Source organism: Oceanobacillus sp. M60 (assembly GCF_053839645.1).
This window is the reverse complement of the sequence record NZ_JBSSNH010000002.1, coordinates 120,744-137,519: the sequence shown is the minus strand read 5'-3', so window position 1 is coordinate 137,519 and position 16,776 is coordinate 120,744. Positions and strand designations below refer to the sequence as shown.

The following is a 16,776-nucleotide window of genomic DNA, read 5'->3' as shown; positions in this document are numbered from 1 at the left end:
AATAAACGGTCTATATATGCTGCGAGTATTCAACTATAAAACGAAAAAAGTTCAACTTAAATTAAGAGAGATTCTTTTGTGTTAGTAAACTATATTAAATGCTTCAAATATAATTTACTAATCTGTATAACATGGTTCACTTTTATATTTTTATATCATATAAAAAGAATCACTTTTCTGTTTTTGCCGAGGTTTATAGCTACCTAAAAAATAGCAGGCAAAATCACTGATAAGCAACTTTGCCTGCTATTTTTTCTAATTTTTTAGAAATATATTTTGCTGTTATTAATCTAAATTAGTTAGAGATTTCTTTTAAATTATCTCTGTAAAACTGTAGAGTTTAGCTTCTTTCCTAAAATGAGAGACATACATTTACGCTAATGCGCTTATTTATTTTTGTTTGTCTGATAACTTTGGTGGGAAACTTTATTTTTGTCTACAATAATATATTCATCTCTTATTGGTGTATTCTCCATTAAATTCGTTAACATCTCGATAACGCCTTTTTGAATTCTTTCCTGCGCCTCTACGGTCATACCAGAATAGTGTACTGTTAATCCTGTTTGTTTAAGAGAACGCCATGGATGATCTACTGGAGCTGGTTGTGGATACCAAACATCGCCGCCATATCTGATACGACCATCATTGACCGCATGAACAATTGCATTTTTATCTACAATTGCACCGCGAGCACAGTTAACAAGTACAGCATTTTCTTTCATTTGACTTATTATTTCCTGGTCGAATTTATTCTCAGTATCTGCAGTTAAAGGTGATTGAATAATCACTACGTCAGAGCTTTTAATTAGTTCACCGAACGTAACATATTCGACTCCGATTCTTTCTTCTGCATCTTTCTTTCTAAACGGATCATTATATTGCAATTCTACGTTAAAAGCTTTTAATCGTTCTGCTGTTAATTGACCAATTCGGCCAAAGCCAAAAATGCCGACTTTTTTATTTAATAGCTCATTGGCACCAGAACCTACTCTTGGCAGATCCCATTCACCTTCTTCCGCTTGCCTGTGCCCCTCTTCATAATTTCTTAAGAGCAGCAATGTTTCCATTACATTTTGCTCCGCAACACTTTCGTTATTACTGCCAGTTACCTCGGCTACCGTAATCCCTTTTTCTGCTGCTGCTTCTATATCGACATGGTCAGAACCAATTCCTGCAGTAATTGCCAGTTTAAGATTTTTTGCTTTTTCGACACGTTCTTTTGTAATATATGCCGGTAAAAAAGGAGATGATATAACAACATCCATATCTTCAATATGTTGATCGATTTCTTTATCATCAGTTATCAATACTAACTCATCTTCTGTGCCGTTCAGAAAATCTCTTAAGCCTAAAGATGCCTCTTTAGTTAGAAGTTGTGAAGAACCTGTTGACGCTGGAAATAATGCAACGATTTTCATTATAATCCTGCTCCTTTTCATTATAAATTTTCTTACTTCTCTCTTCAGGGTCTTTTTATTTACTTTAGCTCTCCATATAACACCCCCTTTATATAGAAAAAACCACCATCTTATAAAAATCGAAAGCGATTTTACAAGATAGTGGTTAGTAATTAGCACATAAGGTACCATAGACCAATCCGCCATTTATTTCTATATTAAATTCAAGTTATTTAACAACAATAAGCAATTTTGTTCTCAAGCATTAATCGGATACAAACCGAAACAATTTATTTATTTGATAACATAGCTGGATATCAATATCATGACCGTAGTTAGTAATCAGCACCTATGTACCATTGGCTAAGCTACCTAAAATAGTGTAATAGCTTTACAGTCTATCTATTGGTTTGTCAAATATAAATATTGAAATAGCTTCATCATCTTCCACATTAATATCCGCAAATAGTTTTAAAAATTTTGCACCAACTAATTCTTCTAAATCTGAAGGCCGTACTTTTTCATACAGTTGCTTCACCATTTGTGTCCTGGCTTGCCAGATCATTGTATGCCCTTCCTCGGTTTGAGCGATAAACTTTTCTACAGGACTAAGGCTCCCATTCATATAAGCAATAGCCCAAGTACCATGAAATGAGACTTTTATTTTCTCGGGGCCTTTTCCGATATGCTGTTTACGATAGGACCGAACTAGATTGGCAAACTGCTGTTCGACTTTATGAATAGTTGTGGACATGTATAAATCCTCTTTCATAAATAGTATTAATCTAATCTCAAAAATAATTATACCACTTTTTTTACATTAATCAAATTAAACCAATCAAATTAAGCCGAAACACTAGATTAAAAATTATCTTTAGCCCCCGCTACTTCCATACGGATATTTGCTCCGATTTAGATACAAACTGCGCAGACATGGCTTTTGCTCTCGCTTGAAGCAATACTTGCCTTCCCTCCGGAGTTCTCGTATATACCAGTTCCGCTTTACCTAAGTGCTTTTCCCAACAAGCCAGGAAAAGTTCTGCCATTTCCTTATTTTGTGCCAGTATCGCAGGAACAGCATGGTAATCGATACGGTTCCACCATAATGTCCGCTGTTTTCGGACAACTATATATCTGGGACTCTCAAGTGGATCCAGTACCTCGCGCAATGCCTCCACATATATTTTTTGTTCATAGATGGGGGCATTCTCTAACCAGCAAGTAATGACGCCATTTTCTTCTTCTGTCTGAATGAGGGAAACAGCTGGCTTTGTCTCTATCCAGCTTGACTCAAATAAGGCCTGATATACGATAGTTCCAACTTCACTCATGCTTTTCTCGACACTAATATTACGAAATAAGATTTTAAGTAATCGCCAAATGAATGGAGAAGCAATAATAAGAGCAATAGCTATAATAATAACAACTACCCATAAAAAAGCACGAAAATTACCTTCCAGAATGCGGAAATTCGTTATTTCACCAAGTACATTATCTACAAAGAAAAAAATGATAGAAAGTATCGCGAGAATCAAAGCCTTGATGGTATTCGTAAATAATAATGGACGCGGCACCTGCTGTTTTTTGGCAGATATCTCTTCCGTTAAAGTCCCATCTATTTCAACTGCCGACTTCCAGCGCCGGAAAAGCTGCCCTCTCTCCCTTGCCAAATCACACATCTGCCGGTTGGACTGTTCCTTATCGATGCTGTAAAAGGGAGGTTCGGCCAATGATAGTCGACCAATCCCTGTTTGAATCACATTCTTCTGATGCCCTAGACCAATCAAGGCCTTAAAACGTCTTTTCAATGCAAGGTAATCCTCCCCGCCTTCTGAATTGGTAGCATCCAAGCAAACAAGATGCCATATATTGGCTGTTTTTTGCGGATTGTTTTTCTCTACACGAATGGCTCTTCCTCGCATCTGATTGGACAGCATAAAAGAGCCAACATAAGAAGCAAGGACTAATGAATTAATAAACGGTGCGTCCCAGCCTTCTCCAAGTAATGCAGCTGTACCAATTAATACAGTGATTTCGCCGCGTTCAAATAATTTTGTCATCATTTGCACCATTCGATGCCGTGCACTGGTATTGATAGTGATTTCTACATAAGCTGCATCATAGGACAGTTCCGCTGCTGTTATAGCAACTTCCCATTGCTCGGCTAAATCTTCACAGGCTGCCAATGCCTTTTTGGGAATAATAACAATCGATCCCGTTAAAACCCCAAGTGAGACATCCAATTCCCTGCGGCGCAATTGTTCAAAAACAGGTATAGCTCCTAAACGCCGGAGATTCTGCTCATCCCCTGCTTTCTTAGGCAAATCTTCTCGTCTAATATAATCTGTAAGAATAACCTGACGCAGCTCTGTTCCTAATTCCTGTGCCTCAAAGGCAGTCACCTGCTGGATGCTGTTTAATTTCGAGGGGCTCTGCACCAATAAACGGTTGATTCGATCATTCGCTGTTAAGACCACCCTGCGCTTTTCAACAGCCCCGAGACGTTGAAGGTAAGACTGTATTTCTTTTCGTACTGGCTCCTCTTCATCCATAATATGCTTATCTTGATATAGAAGATGTGTCAGCATGAGTTCCAGCCATTCCAAACTCCACTCCGGAATTTGTTTTTTCTTCAAGCCCATTATCGGAAGCGGCTTTGTCCAGGCAGTACTTTCCACTTCCTTTAAGAAAATAAGCATACTGGACAAATAAGCCGGCTCCGCCAGGATTTCTTCTGCATATGTACCCGGATCGGTGATCCATGGATGTGCTTCTATTTTATCAATAAGTGCCGTGTTGTGACGTGTGGATTGTTGAAACGCTATGACCTGGCTTCGAAATTGGTTGATCTCCTCCTGCTCCTCATGGAGGGGGTCGGATATCCAGACATAATCTTGAAACGGAGCGAGCTCTGCTTCTCGTACCAGCTCTGCTATGCTTATTTCAGCATCAATCTCGCCGCACAGCTCCAAATAACGGTTCCATTCCTGGATGGATACATCATATGGCGGAGTAGCTGTCAAAGCTACAATAGCTGGATTAGTAAGATTTTTTCTGAAAGAAACAGCAGAACGCCACCATGCAGTGCGTAAATGATGTGCCTCGTCCAGTACCAATGTCTTTACATGAGAAGCAAGCTTTTCCTGTACTTCTTCCTCCTGACCAGTCATCCATTGATGAAACCCTTGATATGTTGCAACTGTAACCAAAGCCTTTTCCTTTAAATCTGTTGTCATCCATTCCGGCTGATTACTGCTCTGATCAAATAATTCTACAAAACGGGCCACCCATTGGTCGCGGATGGCGATAGTCGGTGCCAATATTAATGCAGGCTGATTAAAACGCAACATCATCTCCAATCCGATAACTGTTTTTCCTGAACCTGGAGGAGCTACTAAATGTAAATGACGTTTATTCAGATAGGTGTCCATATCATCTATGATAGCTTGTTGATAAGATCTCCATGAATATTTAAACTGTAGGTGTTCGGGAAAGCTCTCCATATCTGTCTCCTCATTTCCTTGCTCTCTATTCTATATTATCATCATGATCAGTGAAAGGAGATACGCTTATAATTGGCATTTCCATCGTTTATCCCTCTGTCACATCTTTTTATTCACATTATACGATTCAAGTGGAGAATCTGTCTATTGCTGCAATATTGAGTAATCATTTACTATTCTTTGTTCGTATCTATTTTGGTATTTTTGCTTATTTAATGACTAGTTATACGAATGTTAATACGTGTTTTCATAGCTTAATATAATAACTTATAACATATTCTTATATACGAAAAAGCAACCAGCCTACATGAGATTCATAGGCGGTTGCTTTCTTTGCGTTAAATCGCGATAAGGTTTTTAACATAAAGTAAATCTGTCATCTAGTCCCTATACTTAATAGGTCCACACTTTAGCTTGAAGTTCTTGTACTCCAAATTCCAATGCATCGTCTAAGTCTTCCTTATAAATATCCAGATGGCCATTTGTAATAGCACTACCCCTGTCTTCGCACACGTAAGTTTCATCCTGCTCCGGGATATGTATTTTCGTGCCAAAAGGAAGCGATTGCGGACATGCAATGGTCCTTCCTTCTTCTACTTCCTCACCAGATGCTGTGATACCATAGGCTGGATCACCAGGTTCTTTACCAGTAGATTCTGGACCAGCTGTATAAGCTGTCACTGTAAAAGAGGCTCCGTTTTGATCTGGTATTGTTACTGTTTGCCCAGCTTCAATATATGCAGCATCCGATATGGATGGATTTGCTGCAATAAGCGCATTGACATCTACTTGATAGTTTTGTGCGATACGATAGACATTATCTCCCGGTTGCACTTCATGCTGCTGCTCAGCTGCTGCCGCCCCAGTAAAGAGCACGAATCCAGCCAAAGCAAGAAAAATTGAAAAAATATACTTGATAATAACACCTTCCTCTCCAATATGATAGTAACTATCTACCCCACTTCTTAGCTTATAAACTCAAATTCTATCTATTTAATCTAATTGTAATAAAAATGAAAAAATAGAAATATATTTTATTCTATTGATTATTTTCCATAGATGAGCATGCTGGTGAAGTTCTTGCGTAAAAACATCCAATCAATGAATTACTTTTTCGCATAACGAAGTGATAAAAACGATAAATAATTCACAACTCTCGAATTATTTATCGCAGGCTAATAACAGTATCATACGCTTTTAGTGCGTAATTTATAGTTGTATGGTAATCTGTTAAATTATTCTTCTCTCCGTCTTATCTTCCTCTTTTAATTTTAAAATAATGAAGGCAATGATTTTATCCCATTTTCCTTCTTGTCCAATTATATTCTATGTATAAGCGTACTAAGTAATCTGTCGTTGGAAAAAGAAATTGCGTGTTTATTATGTAAGCCTGTGGCACCTTCCAAAAAACAGCCTGTAAAAAAGAGAAGGAATCTCTATCAAGTCTCTAATATGTTGGTTGGGGGGTAACACAATGAGTCATCTGATTTATTCACAGAACAATTTGATAGAGAAACCTTATTCCTTATTGATAATGATAATCATTATCACTTGAATTGTCAATACATAATTACAATATTATTTATTTTAGGGAATGGAATCATTGCATTTAAGCGGTGCCTTACCCGTTCACGACGATTAAATCAAATGATGCCGGCGGGCACAAAACGGAGAAATAGTAGTCCTCTGCAGGATCCCATTGCTTATGCCAAGCCTCATCCGCATGCCCCTCTCTTACATTATGCCGATAACGGCGAACCTCAGGTAATACATCCACTAGAATCTTCAAATCAACAACATCAGAAAATTCGGGCAGCGAGCTATAAATTCCATCAAGAATAATGACCTTTGAGGGCTCTTTCGTTATGGAGGATGAGGCCAGACCGCTTTCAGCTGAAAAAGAAAAAGGATGATATTGAACGCTTTCCCCCGCTATAAGCGGTAACAATGCTTCTTTATGCAGACGTTGCCAGTCAATACATCTGCGACATTTCCATTCCGATGTAGAAGTATTCCATTCCTCGTCTGTAATCGTCGCGTCGAAAAACGCATCACACTGAATAACAGTTGCTCCTACGTGTGAAGCAACCTCAGCAGCCAGCGTAGATTTTCCTGCACCGCTCCCCCCGTCCAAAGCCACCACTAAGGGGCTGATTCGTCCTTTCAGGTATCCATTTATAGCGGATACGATTTGCTCGGAAGCTTTTCTTGTTACTTGAGTGTTTTTCACGATTATCCCTCCTCCGTGTCAGACACAAGATTAAATTCACTATCTACAAGTATTCATTTCTTTGGAATAAATGCTTATTAAACTAAATTTCCGGCTTCGGCTTGTTTGCTTCTTGCCATTACGAAAATTGTATCACAAGTAAATTAGCTGCATCGTGTTTTTAACAAAATTGCGCAGTTGGTATAATAAATACTTTTCCCTTCCAGTCCAAAAAAAGAACCCTCAGATAAATGAGAGTTCTTTAACATGGAACGAATAAACCGAACCCATTAAGAAATTGGAAGCCGTTCTGTTTCTTCTTAACGACTGTTCACTTTTTTACTTTCTGAAAGCCAGCCTTCAAGATTGTAGGACATTTCCCAGAAATGGAGTTCGTATTCTTTTGCGATAATAAATTGTTCTTTTACCTTCTCTTTTTCCTTATCATTCATATCTTCAACTAAAGTGTTTAGTAAATTAATCATTTCGGTAGTTGAATCTTGAAACCAGTCACTCGCATACATTTTAATCCAGTTACGATAAATTTCCGGCTCTGGAGTGGCATTTTCATTCACTTTTCCGATGTCCGCATATAACCAATAGCATGGCAGTATGGCAGCCACAGTATGTGCTAGATTTCCAGACAGGCTTGCTCGATACAAATGCGAAGTATAGGCATACGCAGTTGGCGCTGGTTTGAAGTTATCTAAATCTGCTTGTGTAATATTTAAAATCTCAGCGTGCTCGTTATGCACGGTCAGTTCAGCCTCTGCTGTAAAGCGCGCTTTATCAGCTAAAAGAGCAGTCAGCTTAAAATCTTCGGCCTGGGATGCTGCAATCGCGTGGATCTTACCGTAATGTTTTAAATAGTAAATATCTTGTAAAATATAATACTTAAATGTTTCTAGCGGCAAATCTCCTTTCACGATTCCTTGCACAAATGGGTGATGTAAACTTTGCTCCCAGCTTTCCTTCGTTGCAGCACGTAATTCATCCGTAAATTTCATAAAAAAAATCCTCCTTTAATCTTTTTTCTAAAGACTCGTAGAAGGAAGCATCTGCATACAAAAACATACACACGAAAAAATAGCGCATGGTTGTCTGCTTATTCTACTTCCCTCCGCTGGCCTTAACCAGATCAGGTTCTAAGGGTGCTAAATATACATTTATCTCAGCCGTTACGGCGCCCCTAGCAGAAAATTGAAATGTATTCGATTGTCTATTATGGTAGCAGAACAAATTGTTAAGTCAAGTCTTTTTTGTTTATAAGAAAATCAGCAAAGAAATAATCAAATCTATTAAAAAAATAGGTTTCCAAGAAGCTTAAAAAACTAGTGTGTTTCACTCGTTATCATGGATAAATCATTATCTTAATGCTAGTATCCTTCTGATTTACGGCGGTTTCTACAGCCTCTTTGATATTATCTAAACGATACTTATGGGTAATTACATCCTCGAGACCAAGGTCCTGACTGCCAATTGCCTGTATTGCTGTCGGATAACTGTTTGCATAGCGAAAAACACCGTGAATGTCGTATTCTGAATCGACGATATGGGTAATATCTACAGGTATTTCTGAGGATGCAGGTAATCCAACTAATACAATCCTTCCTCCGCGTTTCGTAATCGTCAGTGCATCCTGAACCGCCCGGCCATTACCTGAAGTTTCAACGGCGATATCCAAACCACTGCCAGCTGTTGCCTTTTCTATCTCCTCATGAATATTATCTTGTGTTGGATCAAATACCTTTGTCGCGCCAAATTTCTTCGCTAATTCTCTGCGATATGGTACCACATCCGAGCAATAGATTTCGTTCACTCCGAATATTTTCGCTGCCTTGATCGCTAACAGCCCAATAGGTCCTAAACCGGTTATCAGCATTTTATCATTGGGATGAACTTTTCCGCGCTGCATCGCATGAATGCCAACAGAAAGCGGTTCAATTAAAGCCCCTTCTTCATAGCTCATTTGATCCGGTATTTTAAAGGCGAAATCACTGCGAATCGTGACATATTCAGACCAAGCTCCGTCAACTGGCGGAGTTGCCATAAATTGTACCTCCGGGCAGAGATTGTATCGGCCTGATTTACAATATTCACAAGTTCCGCATACCACACCCGGCTCGACAGCTACACGGTCGCCTGCCGCAAGATTCTCAACCTGACTGCCAGCTTTAACAATATCTCCTGCTAATTCATGCCCTAAAATGAGTGGTTCTTCTACGACATAACGCCCGATTTTTCCGTGTTCGTAGTAGTGCACATCAGAGCCGCATACACCGATACACTGCACTTTGATTAATACTTCATTTTCCTTTGGTTCTGGTATATTTATTTCCTTAACCTCAATATCCAATGGCTTATTCAGAACTGCTGCCTTCATCTTTTTCATTCCGCTACACCTCTTTGATATGTATTGTTTTGCCAAGCGTATAAATACGTCATCCTATACTATTTTGGAAAAATAGAGAGCTATAATTTTTTAAGAACATATTCTTCATTGTAACATGCGTGTTGATATACGATAAATAAACGTGCGATCTTTCTCTTTTTATAGAATACAATGTGCTATAAGCTCTTCCTCTATTTTCTTAGAACAGCTTCTCAATGTAAGGCATTCCATTTCCTCCAAAATTAAAACACTATCTTTGTTCGAGATAGTGTCAATAAGAAGATGGCATGTATCATTTAAATTCATATTTTCTGCCTTATTATTTCGTATACAAGTGAGAAAGCAGCTTTCTGTTTTTTTCATGAAATTTTGAGTTGTGAGAAGAGACATAAATCTCATTATAGGCATCCGGCTTCATATACAGCTTTGCTTGATTCACTGTGTTCGCTGCATCATTGTACGCGCCGGCAATTAAGTGCACCTTTCCATCGAAGGAAAGAATATCACCAGCAGCATATAAACCAGCTATGTTCGTTTCAGCTTTTCCGGATCCTTTTACGAAAAAGTCTTGTTCAAGTTCTACTTTCAACGGACTTTCTTTAATAAATTTCAGCTCTCTATCAAATCCGTGATTAATGATTAAATCGTCCACTTCAAAACGAACTTTTTCCCCAGTTTTTTGGTTTTTCGTCAAGATTTCTTTGACATAATGACCTTCTTCGTCTGCAAGCAGTTTTTCTATTTTTGTATTTTTATAGATATGGACAGAGGAGGCTTCCAGATGAGCGATATGTGCTTCCATCGCTTTAAATTCCTCCCCTCGATAAACCAATGATACCTGTTCCGCAATGGGCTCCAATTCGGTTGCCCAGTCAATGGCCGTATCTCCTCCGCCGGAAACAATCACTTTCTTATCTTTAAACCTGTCAAGGCTCTGTACTGTGTAATGAAGATTGCTTACCTCGAAACGATCCGCTCCCTCTATATCCAATTTAATTGGTTCCAGGATACCTCCGCCAGTTGCCAAAATAACCGTTCGGCTAACGTATTTATGTCCTGTATGGGTTGTCACCACAAAACAATCTTCCATATTCTTTTCAAGTTTTTCCACTTTTTCATTTAAAATAACTTCCGGGTTAAATGTACGTGCCTGCGCTTCCATTTGCTCTATCAATTGAGCGCCGGTAATCGGTGTTAGTCCTCCTATATCCCAAATCATTTTTTCAGGATAGATATGAACCTTCCCTCCGAGGTTTGGTTTAAATTCGATAATGCGGGCAGATAGATCGCGCATCCCGCAATAAAAGGCCGCATACAATCCAGCCGGGCCACCGCCTATAATGGTTACATCTTTACATTCTGTCATCGTCTAACAACCTTCCATAAGTTAAATTTTCTGTATTCTTTTTCTAATATTCGTGAGGATTCACACCAGATCGATAAAAAACACACGCTAAAATATTGGATAATATCTAGAATGATGCGCAAATTGGGAGATGAAAAATGTCTTCAATTACTTCAATTCGCGAACGCCTTAGTTGGACCTGGGACTGCGTTTACTCGTCCCATCAAAACCGCTAGATAAAGAAATCCTACTATTTAATGATAATGATAATCATTATCATTATAAATGTCAATGTGTCTTTTTTTATTTCTATCTTTTCGTTCCTGATTAAGCTACTTAAAAAACCGGTAAAAGTCATCTCATACACAGCAAAAAAGTCTTGTACCTAAAGGATTCTGCCGGTGCAGCTCTCTTTTTTAGTACAAGACTTCAAATTTCTTTCTATGAAAACAGCTATACTAATAAACCTCAAACTCATATTCATCGGATACGCTTATTGCATTGCAGAATATTAACATAAGATTTCAACCTTCTCTGTTGACTTTCGGTATTTCCTTTGTTTCACTCGCTTCTTCATCACTTATGATGCCTTCTGCTGATTTTTTAAATGAAGTCAGTGTTTTCCCTAAGGCAGAACCAATTTCAGGCAGTTTTTGGGGACCAAAAATGATCAAAGCCAGAATAATAATCAGAATCAAGCCTGGGATACCGATATTGGAAAGCCCCATCCTGTTCCCTCCTCTTTTATTCTATCATTAAACATGCTGGCTGTTTTTACTCACTTGGACCAATTGGCCTCCCTCATCGAGAAATTTAATAATCCCTTCCGCAGCCCGATATGCCAGTGCCCCTACCGTGCCAGTCGGGTTGTAGCCGCCATTATGGGCGAAAGCAGAAGCACCGACAACAAATAGATTATCGACCTCCCACATTTGTGAATAGTTATTTACTGCAGAGGTTTCTGGGTCAGCACCCATAATGACACCGCCCGTATTATGGGTTGTCTGGTATGGGACGATATCATAATGTTCGCTGATTTCTCTGACGTCCACGTGATCGGCACCCATTTCTTTTAGAATCTCTCCGGCTTTTTCCGAAAGATAGCGATGTAAGTTCCGGTCCTGCTCTGTAAAATCGTACGTTAACTTCAATAAAGGATTACCATATGCATCTTTATAGTTTTCATCCAAGCTTAAATAATTGTTGCGATGCGGCATGGAAGCTCCTTGTGCACCAACAGAAAGAGATCGATTAAAATAATGCAGTGACTGCTCTTTAAAATCCTTACCCCATGATGGCGTGCCCTTAGGAACTGGATTGCTTTCAATTGGCCGGCGTCCTGTTTGTGTAATTGATAAGGAACCGCCATGAATGAAATCTAAAGCTTTATGATCGAAATTATCTCCATTGTAATCATCTACGGTAGCCCCAAGCGAGCCTGCTCCCATAAAAGTGTTAAACTTCTCGTTTTCAAAGAAGCCCGTTGCGCCACCCCCGATTTGATAGCAATAATTCTTCCCGATGACGCCTTTTCCAGTTTCCGGATTATAAGGCTTGCCAATTTCTGATTGAAGCAGTAAACGCGTATTGTTTAATACATAGCTTGTCAAAATGACCACATCTGCAGGTTGTTCAAACTCCTCTCCCGTTTGCACATCGACATAACGGACACCGGTTGCCTTCCCATCATTATGAAGTACCTCGACCACGTTGGAGTCAGGCCGCAATTCAAAGTTTCCTGTTTTTTTTGCAGTAGGGAGAACGGTGATATTCGGGCTTGACTTTGCTCCGTACTCACAACCAAATCTCTCACAGAAACCGCAATACTGACAAGCATTGATTGTTTCCCCATCCGGATTTTCATATGCCTCCGATAAATTTGCGGACGCCATCTGGATAGGATGAAGATTTAAATTCTTAGCAGCTTTTTTAAAGCGATCCAAGATGGGAGTGCTTTTCATTGGGCCTGTCGGATAATCGTTCTTCCGAGGAGCTCCCATTGGATTCTCTTCTCCGCTGATGCCAGTAGTTTGTTCAAATTTATAAAAATAAGGCTCTAGCTCATCATAAGTGATGCCCCAGTCCTGTAATGTATAATCGTCGCTCAGCTTGTCCTTTCCATATTTTTTATCTGTTTCCGATTTGATTTCCAAGTCATATGGCAAAAAACGCCACGTATGTCCATTCCAATGATCTCCAGCACCGCCGACACCTTCTCCCAGAAGAAATGAACCTAATTGTCTCATGGGCAGTGCATGTTCATCCCGTTTATTCCGAAATGTGATGGTTTCTTTCGAGGTATCCTGCATCAGCCCATAACGGACAGCGTAACGGTATTCATCATGAACCATATGAAAATCTTCTGTTCCTCTGTCACCGCCTCGTTCCAGACCAACGACTTTATATCCTTCCTTTGTCAACTCTGCGGCAATAATACCGCCTGTCCAGCCAACCCCAACAGTGACAACATCTACCTTGTCCAATTTCTTTGCCATATCAACAGCCTCCTCATCGTATTACAAATGATCGTTTAATGCTTTTGGTTCCATCTCTATAAAGCTTTCATCCTCAATTTTATCGGTATAACTCATTTGACTGCCTGGATATTCCTTCATTTTCCAACCGCGCATTTTATCATTCCCGCCATATAAAGGATCAGCATAAGCACCTGCGAGTGTTGATGCACGCAGCATTTTGAAAAACTCAGAGGACGCAACCCCTTTTAATTTTACTTCGTCATTTTCAAATTTCTGCAATATTTTATCCTGCTGTTCTCCTTCCAAATCTATAAAAGACTCCTTATAATCATTTTGGCTTTCCTGCTCTAATGCACGAATTCCCTGCATAAAGATTTCATGACGTTTTAATGCAGACTGATAGCCTTGAAAAGGGGTTCCCTTACGAAAGGGACCTTGCATATATTCTTTATCATTATTTCCATATGCTCCTGCTAACTGATGATCAATAAAATAGGGAACTCCAAGAGCTAACGCGCCAGGTCCATTATCATCTTCTGGAAATATACGCTCCGTCGCTGCACCAAGCGTATTAAAATCAGCATGTCTTGTGAAATACATTAATGCCTGGTTGAAATTCTCCTCTTCTTTTACAGTAGGTGCAGCTGGCTGTTTCGTTCCACTCCCACCAAAGCTTGCTCCAAACACAGATCCTATCAAACCGCCGCCGATAAGACCTCCTGCTACATACCCGGAATTCTTTACAAATTTTCTGCGTGACATCTTAGAACCTTTTGACTCTTCAGCCATTTTACTCCCGCCTTTCTAAAACAATTAAAATGTTACAACTAGAATGTAAAAAAACTCATTTTGAGTGAGTTATCAGGATGGGAAAGGAATGATTCTGCTTTGGATACGTTCTAAAACTTCTTGCTTTGCGTACCCTTTCTTTATTTCAAGTTTATTTTTCTATGTTCTCTCTATACGTTTTGATACTTTCACTAGTTTTTAGTTCGTTATTACATCTATATGTTTTCTCTGATGGTCATATACCTTGTAAGTCAAAAAATACGAAGATTGGTTTGTTGTTATTTCTAATATTCTATGGCAATCAGGTCATCTCTAAACAGTCAATTCAATTAAATATATAGATAACTTCTTTTACTCCATTTGGTTTCTTAAAAGGAACAATGTTTAATTAAAGTGCCTGCTTCTCAAAAAAGAAACTTTGGATTTACGATGATTTTAGTAACCAAATGAATACAGACTTATCGTTTGAACTACGCAATATAGATTTATTTTCCGGAAAATACTTCAGCTGCGATGAAGCGCTGATAAAGCGATTTATAGAAGGTGTTCGTATAAAATGAAAACATTAGTATTCGTTTTTCACCCCAATTTGGCTAAATCTCGTGGAAACCAGTATTTAATTGAAGAATAAAGAAGCAGCCTAACGTTACTTTCCACGATGTTTATAGAGCTTATTCCAAGGAATAAATCGATGTTCAAGAGGAACAAAAGCTGGTAGAAAATCATGATCGTATTATTTTTCAATTTCCTTTCTATTGATACAGCGTCCCTCCATTGGAAGCAGCTGTTAACTTTGTCGGTGCACATTATTTACCGCCATTTGCGCTGAATGGTGTCGGTCATCAAGGAGGAACAACTTGCTGAAATCACAAAAGAGTATGTAGATTATGCGTTGAACCCGGAGCTGCTTACCCCCTGCTATAAAAAGACACAGCGGAGCAGCCGTTTGCTCGATAATGACAAACAAACTAAAAACCAAACCTTATTTTATTGGAAGGTTTGGTTTTTAGTTTGTCAGGATCGGCAATTTGCTCTGCAATTGCAATTGCTTCCTAAGGCATTAACTCATCATGAGGTTTAGTAAATTCAAAAAAAGAATTGCAGATGGGAAGAATATGCTTATACAATATAAAGCAAGGATGTTATTCAGTATTTTAAGAAATCATTGAAATTGTAAGAAACTGTCGAAATAAACAGCGTAAAATTGTATAAGAGGGGGAAGAACATGTCTATTAATTCTTTTGAAAACTATCCGATGTCTTGGAAACCGTTGCTCAATAAAAACAAAAAGCCAGTTTATCAAACTCTCGCCCAGCAATTGGAGGACGATATACTAAATGGAAATTTATTGCCAGGAACAAAGCTTCCCCCTCAGCGAGAGTTGGCTGATTATTTAGATTTAAATTTAAGTACCATTTCAAAAGCTTTTAAAATGTGCGGGTTAAAAGGCTTGTTAAGTTCATCTGTCGGCAGCGGAACTTTTGTAGCTTACGATGCGCTATCCAATGCCTATTTACTAGAGGATACAAAGCCAAAGCATTTAATCGAAATGGGCGCTACATTGCCTGATAATGATTCTTATAAACTACTTCAGCTCCAATTAAAAAGCATGGCACAGGAAACAGACTATGAAAAATGGTTTGGTTATGGCCGTGCCGGAGACAGTCTTTGGCAAAAAGACGCTGCCGTAAAATTTATCAAAAGAGGCGGCTATGAAACGACTGTTGACCATATCTTATTTGCAAATGGAGGACAAAATGCCATTACGGCTATATTAGCCAGTCTCTATAAATCCGGCGACCGTATTGGCGCTGATTCCCATACTTATCCTGGATTAAAAACGGTTGCCGCAATGTTTGGTATACACATCATACCGATCAAAGCAGAGAATCATATCATGAGCCCCTCTGCTTTTGAAGATGCCTGTAAAAACGAGCATATCAAAGGGATATATGTAGTCCCCGACTACCACAATCCAACAGCTTGCTGTATGCCTGTCGAAAATCGAAAAGAAATCGCAGCAATTGCTAAAAAGTATAACCAGATTATTATAGAAGACGCGACATATAACCTTCATCATAAAAAAGCATATCCGGCAATTGCCGCTTTTGCGCCTGAACAGACCATTTATGTTGCCAGTTTATCAAAGTCCATAGCACCAGGGCTGCGATTAGCTTATGTGGCGGCGCCGAAACAATATAAGGAGCTCATTTCAAAAGCACTGTATAATTTAAATATATCCGTCTCTCCCTTATTAGCAGAACTGGCAGCACGGACCATTGTATCCAACCAGTTTGAAGATTTAATTGAAGGACATCTTCATGAAGCGATTCGCAGGAATGAAGTTTTTGACCGTTATTTGGCTGATTGCACATGCTTGGGGGCTGATATAGGCATCTTCCGCTGGGTGCTGCTGCCAGGCAAAATAACAGGTGCGCAATTTGAATTGCTTGCCGCACAGCAAGGTGTACAGGTCTACGCAGCAGAACGCTTTGTAGTTGGTAACAGTTCTCCAGAAAGAGCTGTAAGAGTTGCCGTTTGTGCCCCGGAAACAACTGAAGAGCTCGAGCATGGCCTGATTATTCTTAAACGATTACTAGACAGCATCCTTTCATAGGATTGAAAGCATCTAAAATGCCTGAACTTTTGAGATGAAAGGATTCA

General features: G+C 39.2%; 12 protein-coding genes and 1 riboswitch. Of the genes, 1 reads left to right on the top strand and 11 read right to left on the bottom strand.

Translation table 11 applies throughout. The annotated features are described in order from the left end of the window. Window positions 1–386 precede the first annotated feature (386 nt). The 11 genes from ACW0TQ_RS04850 to ACW0TQ_RS04800 all read right to left on the bottom strand — a co-directional run bounded on the left by ACW0TQ_RS04850 (window position 387) and on the right by ACW0TQ_RS04800 (window position 14,112). A complete protein-coding gene (locus ACW0TQ_RS04850; protein ID WP_212928196.1) occupies window positions 387–1,418 on the bottom strand; it encodes an NAD-dependent formate dehydrogenase in 1,032 nt (343 codons plus the stop codon). A 370-nt stretch (window positions 1,419–1,788) separates the two neighbouring features. Next, window positions 1,789–2,151 carry a Na-translocating system protein MpsC family protein gene (locus ACW0TQ_RS04845; RefSeq protein WP_042534049.1) on the bottom strand — a complete coding sequence of 121 codons (363 nt, stop codon included), beginning with the start codon at window positions 2,149–2,151 and terminating at the stop codon, window positions 1,789–1,791. 130 nt (window positions 2,152–2,281) lie between these two features. Further along, window positions 2,282–4,900 (bottom strand): DEAD/DEAH box helicase family protein, encoded by a 2,619-nt coding sequence (locus ACW0TQ_RS04840; RefSeq protein ID WP_212928198.1) that lies wholly within the window; start codon window positions 4,898–4,900, stop codon window positions 2,282–2,284. Window positions 4,901–5,293: 393 nt separating this feature from the next. Continuing rightward, on the bottom strand, window positions 5,294–5,776 hold the full coding sequence (locus ACW0TQ_RS04835; protein ID WP_244882401.1) for a LysM peptidoglycan-binding domain-containing protein: 483 nt from the start codon (window positions 5,774–5,776) through the stop codon (window positions 5,294–5,296). A 745-nt stretch (window positions 5,777–6,521) separates the two neighbouring features. Continuing rightward, on the bottom strand, window positions 6,522–7,130 hold the full coding sequence (locus ACW0TQ_RS04830) for a uridine kinase family protein (protein ID WP_256704697.1): 609 nt from the start codon (window positions 7,128–7,130) through the stop codon (window positions 6,522–6,524). Between the two features lie 299 nt (window positions 7,131–7,429). Then, window positions 7,430–8,116 carry a thiaminase II gene (tenA, locus tag ACW0TQ_RS04825; RefSeq protein ID WP_193062147.1) on the bottom strand — a complete coding sequence of 229 codons (687 nt, stop codon included), beginning with the start codon at window positions 8,114–8,116 and terminating at the stop codon, window positions 7,430–7,432. A 91-nt stretch (window positions 8,117–8,207) separates the two neighbouring features. Further along, window positions 8,208–8,310: riboswitch (TPP riboswitch) on the bottom strand. A gap of 150 nt (window positions 8,311–8,460) precedes the next feature. Continuing rightward, the gene (locus ACW0TQ_RS04820) at window positions 8,461–9,501 is read right to left on the bottom strand and encodes an NAD(P)-dependent alcohol dehydrogenase (protein WP_042534045.1); all 1,041 of its coding nucleotides are present in this window, start codon (window positions 9,499–9,501) and stop codon (window positions 8,461–8,463) included. 319 nt (window positions 9,502–9,820) lie between these two features. Then, on the bottom strand, window positions 9,821–10,867 hold the full coding sequence (locus ACW0TQ_RS04815; protein WP_455725392.1) for an NAD(P)/FAD-dependent oxidoreductase: 1,047 nt from the start codon (window positions 10,865–10,867) through the stop codon (window positions 9,821–9,823). A gap of 503 nt (window positions 10,868–11,370) precedes the next feature. Next, on the bottom strand, window positions 11,371–11,574 hold the full coding sequence (locus tag ACW0TQ_RS04810) for a twin-arginine translocase TatA/TatE family subunit (protein WP_042534043.1): 204 nt from the start codon (window positions 11,572–11,574) through the stop codon (window positions 11,371–11,373). A gap of 27 nt (window positions 11,575–11,601) precedes the next feature. Continuing rightward, window positions 11,602–13,341 (bottom strand): GMC family oxidoreductase, encoded by a 1,740-nt coding sequence (locus ACW0TQ_RS04805; protein WP_193062145.1) that lies wholly within the window; start codon window positions 13,339–13,341, stop codon window positions 11,602–11,604. A 21-nt stretch (window positions 13,342–13,362) separates the two neighbouring features. Then, the gene (locus tag ACW0TQ_RS04800) at window positions 13,363–14,112 is read right to left on the bottom strand and encodes a gluconate 2-dehydrogenase subunit 3 family protein (RefSeq protein ID WP_193062144.1); all 750 of its coding nucleotides are present in this window, start codon (window positions 14,110–14,112) and stop codon (window positions 13,363–13,365) included. Between the two features lie 1,225 nt (window positions 14,113–15,337). On the opposite strand from ACW0TQ_RS04800, the gene ACW0TQ_RS04795 reads away from it, so the two are divergent. Continuing rightward, window positions 15,338–16,729, top strand: a complete 1,392-nt coding sequence (locus tag ACW0TQ_RS04795; RefSeq protein WP_193062143.1) for an aminotransferase-like domain-containing protein — start codon at window positions 15,338–15,340, stop codon at window positions 16,727–16,729. Window positions 16,730–16,776 lie beyond the last annotated feature (47 nt).